The sequence below is a fragment of the Neptunitalea chrysea genome (assembly GCF_027924145.1).
In the GTDB taxonomy this organism is placed as follows: domain Bacteria; phylum Bacteroidota; class Bacteroidia; order Flavobacteriales; family Flavobacteriaceae; genus Neptunitalea; species Neptunitalea chrysea.
Genome location: NZ_BRVP01000043.1, coordinates 1 through 5,395, shown reverse-complemented (window position 1 = coordinate 5,395; position 5,395 = coordinate 1). Strand labels below are relative to the sequence as shown.

Annotated in this window: 2 tRNA genes and 3 rRNA genes; all 5 read left to right on the top strand. The window is 46.3% G+C overall.

Going from position 1 to position 5,395, the window contains the following annotated elements:
- Positions 1-272 precede the first annotated feature (272 nt).
- The 5 genes from NBRC110019_RS16495 to rrf all read left to right on the top strand — a co-directional run bounded on the left by NBRC110019_RS16495 (position 273) and on the right by rrf (position 5,378).
- A 16S ribosomal RNA gene (locus NBRC110019_RS16495) occupies positions 273-1,788 on the top strand.
- A gap of 107 nt (positions 1,789-1,895) precedes the next feature.
- Positions 1,896-1,969 (top strand) — tRNA-Ile (locus NBRC110019_RS16490).
- Positions 1,970-2,064: 95 nt separating this feature from the next.
- Positions 2,065-2,141 (top strand) — tRNA-Ala (locus NBRC110019_RS16485).
- A gap of 174 nt (positions 2,142-2,315) precedes the next feature.
- Positions 2,316-5,130: ribosomal RNA gene (locus NBRC110019_RS16480) — 23S ribosomal RNA — on the top strand.
- A 140-nt stretch (positions 5,131-5,270) separates the two neighbouring features.
- A 5S ribosomal RNA gene (gene rrf, locus NBRC110019_RS16475) occupies positions 5,271-5,378 on the top strand.
- Together the 16S, 23S and 5S rRNA genes with 2 tRNA genes alongside form the textbook arrangement of a ribosomal RNA operon.
- The last annotated feature ends 17 nt before the right edge of the window (positions 5,379-5,395 follow it).

Here is a 5,395-nt window from a genome sequence, read left to right as displayed (position 1 = left end):
AAGTTCTTAAAAATATTGTGTAGGTATAAACTTTTAGAAGGGTTTTTGGAGTTGAAAAAAAACTTCAAAAAAGATTAGGAATAAATGAAATAAAGTTTTTATATTTGCACCCGCTTTCGGAGAGAGAGTGAGATTAAAGAAGAATAGAAGTTCATTGAAAATATTGTTGACAGCACGATTCTGAATTGATTCAGAATCAAGAATAAAGATTTAAGCAAATCCATTTTGAGTATTATTTGAGCGCTTTATCGAGTAAAGATATAAAAAATTTAACGATGAAGAGTTTGATCCTGGCTCAGGATGAACGCTAGCGGCAGGCCTAACACATGCAAGTCGAGGGGTATAATTACTTCGGTAATTAGAGACCGGCGCACGGGTGCGTAACGCGTATGCAATCTACCTTGTACAGGGGGATAGCCCAGAGAAATTTGGATTAATATCCCATAATATTATAGATACACCTGTATTTATAATTAAAGCTTCGGCGGTACAAGATGAGCATGCGTCCTATTAGCTAGATGGAGTGGTAACGGCACCCCATGGCAACGATAGGTAGGGGTCCTGAGAGGGAGATCCCCCACACTGGTACTGAGACACGGACCAGACTCCTACGGGAGGCAGCAGTGAGGAATATTGGTCAATGGTCGGAAGACTGAACCAGCCATGCCGCGTGCAGGAAGACTGCCTTATGGGTTGTAAACTGCTTTTGTATGAGAAGAATAAGATCTACGAGTAGATTGATGACGGTATCATACGAATAAGGATCGGCTAACTCCGTGCCAGCAGCCGCGGTAATACGGAGGATCCAAGCGTTATCCGGAATCATTGGGTTTAAAGGGTCCGTAGGCGGATTATTAAGTCAGGGGTGAAAGTTTGCAGCTCAACTGTAAAATTGCCTTTGATACTGATAGTCTTGAATGGTTAGGAAGTGGTTAGAATATGTAGTGTAGCGGTGAAATGCATAGATATTACATAGAATACCAATTGCGAAGGCAGATCACTACTAACTGATTGACGCTGATGGACGAAAGCGTGGGGAGCGAACAGGATTAGATACCCTGGTAGTCCACGCCGTAAACGATGGATACTAGCTGTTCGGCGCAAGCTGAGTGGCTAAGCGAAAGTGATAAGTATCCCACCTGGGGAGTACGTTCGCAAGAATGAAACTCAAAGGAATTGACGGGGGCCCGCACAAGCGGTGGAGCATGTGGTTTAATTCGATGATACGCGAGGAACCTTACCAGGGCTTAAATGTAGACTGACAGGACTAGAGATAGTTTTTTCTTCGGACAGTTTACAAGGTGCTGCATGGTTGTCGTCAGCTCGTGCCGTGAGGTGTCAGGTTAAGTCCTATAACGAGCGCAACCCCTGCCGTTAGTTACCAGCATGTTATGATGGGGACTCTAACGGGACTGCCGGTGCAAACCGCGAGGAAGGTGGGGATGACGTCAAATCATCACGGCCCTTACGTCCTGGGCCACACACGTGCTACAATGGTAGGTACAGAGAGCAGCCACTGCGTGAGCAGGAGCGAATCTATAAAACCTATCTCAGTTCGGATCGTAGTCTGCAACTCGACTACGTGAAGCTGGAATCGCTAGTAATCGGATATCAGCCATGATCCGGTGAATACGTTCCCGGGCCTTGTACACACCGCCCGTCAAGCCATGGAAGTCGGGGGTACCTGAAGTCGGTGACCGTAAGGAGCTGCCTAGGGTAAAACTGATAACTGGGGCTAAGTCGTAACAAGGTAGCCGTACCGGAAGGTGCGGCTGGAACACCTCCTTTCTAGAGACACTTAGATAAATTGCTATGAAGGTAATAACGAAGAGTGGTTTTGCTTAAAGTGCTGTTAATAAAAAGAATGAAAAAGAGAGAGAGCTATACAAATAAAGAGTCTCGTAGCTCAGCTGGTTAGAGCGCTACACTGATAATGTAGAGGTCGGCAGTTCGAGCCTGCCCGAGACTACAAATAGTTGTGTTTATCACTTTAAGGAAATTCTAGAAGTTGATGGTTTGAATTATAATTCAACATTGGTAATTCAACATTCAAAATAGTAGAATGGGGGATTAGCTCAGCTGGCTAGAGCGCCTGCCTTGCACGCAGGAGGTCATCGGTTCGACTCCGATATTCTCCACCAGGTAATAGTTAAGGTAATTACTTTAATTATTGCATGTAGTGCTACATTATGTAGTATTACGACACAGTTCATTGACATATTGAGATAAAAAGAGATACGAGGTTTTGCGTATAACATATTAATGTTATATGTAGAATTAGAAGTAATAAGTAAAGAATCAAAGAGACAAAAGTACAATAAGCTAATTAAGGGCGTATGGGGGATGCCTAGGCTCTCAGAGGCGACGAAGGACGTGATAAGCTGCGAAAAGTCATGGGGAGTGGCACATACATGTAGATCCGTGAATATCCGAATGGGGCAACCCACTATATTGAAGATATAGTATCCGCAAGGAGGCAAACCCGCTGAACTGAAACATCTAAGTAGGCGGAGGAGAAGAAAACAAGAGTGATTCCGTAAGTAGTGGCGAGCGAACGCGGAACAGCCCAAACCGGTATTGTTACGGCAATTCCGGGGTAGTAGGACTGCGTTATTTGATGCTTAACGAATTAGAATTGTTTGGAAAGACAAACCAAAGAGGGTGATAGTCCCGTATAGGTAAGTTAAGTTATTGATAGCAGTATCCTGAGTAGCGCGGGGCACGTGAAACCCTGTGTGAATCTGGCGGGACCATCCGCTAAGGCTAAATACTCCTGAGAGACCGATAGTGAACTAGTACCGTGAGGGAAAGGTGAAAAGAACCCTGAATAAGGGAGTGAAATAGAACCTGAAACCATACGCTTACAAGCGGTCGGAGCCCTTTAGTGGGGTGACGGCGTGCCTTTTGCATAATGAGCCTACGAGTTACTGTTACTAGCAAGGTTAAGTGATTCAGTCACGGAGCCGTAGCGAAAGCGAGTCTGAATAGGGCGCTATAGTTAGTAGTAGTAGACGCGAAACCGTGTGATCTACCCATGGGCAGGTTGAAGCTGTGGTAACACATAGTGGAGGACCGAACCGGTTGACGTTGAAAAGTCTTCGGATGACCTGTGGGTAGGGGTGAAAGGCCAATCAAACTCGGAAATAGCTCGTACTCCCCGAAATGCATTTAGGTGCAGCGTTGATTTAGTTTTATAGAGGTAGAGCTACTGATTGGATGCGGGGGCTTCACCGCCTACCAATTCCTGACAAACTCCGAATGCTATAAAATGATGATCAGCAGTGAGGGCATGGGTGCTAAGGTCCATGTCCGAGAGGGAAAGAACCCAGACCATCAGCTAAGGTCCCCAAATGTATACTAAGTTGAAAAAACGCGGTTTGATTGCTTAGACAGCTAGGATGTTGGCTTGGAAGCAGCCATTCATTTAAAGAGTGCGTAACAGCTCACTAGTCGAGCGATCGAGCATGGATAATAATCGGGCATAAGTATACTACCGAAGCTATGGACGAAAGTGGTAGGGGAGCATTCTAACGGCGCTGAAGGTTAACTGCGAGGTTTACTGGAGCTTTTAGAAAAGAAAATGTAGGCATAAGTAACGATAATGCGGGCGAGAAACCCGCACGCCGAAAAACCAAGGTTTCCTCAGCTATGCTAATCAGCTGAGGGTTAGTCAGGGCCTAACGCGAACCCGAAGGGGGTAGTGGATGGACAACAGGTTAATATTCCTGTACCTGCATATAGTTAAAAGTGACGGAGTTGTTCACTGGGTGCGTGCTGACGGAATAGCACGTTGAAGGTATGTAAAATACCGATAGTACACTAAGGCTACGGCTGCAGTGATAATCCCGGGTCGCAACTTCCAAGAAAAGCGATATATGCAGCCTGTACCGTAAACCGACACAGGTGGTTGGGATGAGTATTCTAAGGCGCTCGAGAGATTCATGGCTAAGGAACTAGGCAAAATAGACCTGTAACTTCGGGAGAAAGGTCGCCTCCCTCCGGGGAGGCCGCAGTGAAAAGGTCCAGGCGACTGTTTATCAAAAACACAGGGCTCTGCTAAATCGAAAGATGATGTATAGGGCCTGACACCTGCCCGGTGCTGGAAGGTTAAGAGGAGATGTTAGATTTATCGAAGCATTGAATTGAAGCCCCAGTAAACGGCGGCCGTAACTATAACGGTCCTAAGGTAGCGAAATTCCTTGTCGGGTAAGTTCCGACCTGCACGAATGGTGTAACGATCTGGACACTGTCTCGGCCATGAGCTCGGTGAAATTGTAGTATCGGTGAAGATGCCGATTACCCGCAGTGGGACGAAAAGACCCCGTGCACCTTTACTATAGCTTCGTATTGCCCTTGGATAAGTGATGTGTAGGATAGGTGGGAGACATTGAAGCGGCTTCGCTAGGAGTTGTGGAGTCATTGTTGAAATACCACCCTTTGCTTATCTGAGGTCTAACTTCTAACGAAGGACAGTGCGTGGTGGGTAGTTTGACTGGGGTGGTCGCCTCCAAAAGAGTAACGGAGGCTTCTAAAGGTTCCCTCAGCACGCTTGGTAACCGTGCGTAGAGTGCAATGGCATAAGGGAGCTTGACTGAGAGACCTACAAGTCGATCAGGTACGAAAGTAGAGCATAGTGATCCGGTGGTTCCGTATGGAAGGGCCATCGCTCAAAGGATAAAAGGTACGCCGGGGATAACAGGCTGATCTCCCCCAAGAGCTCACATCGACGGGGGGGTTTGGCACCTCGATGTCGGCTCGTCACATCCTGGGGCTGGAGAAGGTCCCAAGGGTTGGGCTGTTCGCCCATTAAAGTGGCACGCGAGCTGGGTTCAGAACGTCGTGAGACAGTTCGGTCTCTATCTACTGTGGGCGTTAGAAATTTGAGTGGCTCTGACTCTAGTACGAGAGGACCGAGTTGGACCAACCTCTGGTGTATCTGTTGTTCTGCCAAGAGCATTGCAGAGTAGCTATGTTGGGATGGGATAAGCGCTGAAAGCATATAAGCACGAAACCCACCACAAGATGAGATTTCTTTAAAGGGTCGTGGGAGATGACCACGTTGATAGGCTATAGGTGTAAAGGCAGTAATGTCATAGCCGAGTAGTACTAATAACCCATAGGCTTATGTACACGCTTTGCTCCCCTATTTGGGGAGCAGGGTAGCTCTTTAAAATGCAGACGAACTTCAACAAACATATCTTTTTATCTCAATATTCAACTTATTTTAACAGTTGATAGTATAGATTACCTATTACTAACAACTTACAATTTAAGGTGGTTATAGCAATGGGGCTCACCTCTTACCTTTCCGAACAGAGTAGTTAAGCCCATTAGCGCAGATGGTACTAAGCAATTGGGAGAGTATGTCGCCGCCTTTTTTAAAACACCCTTACTA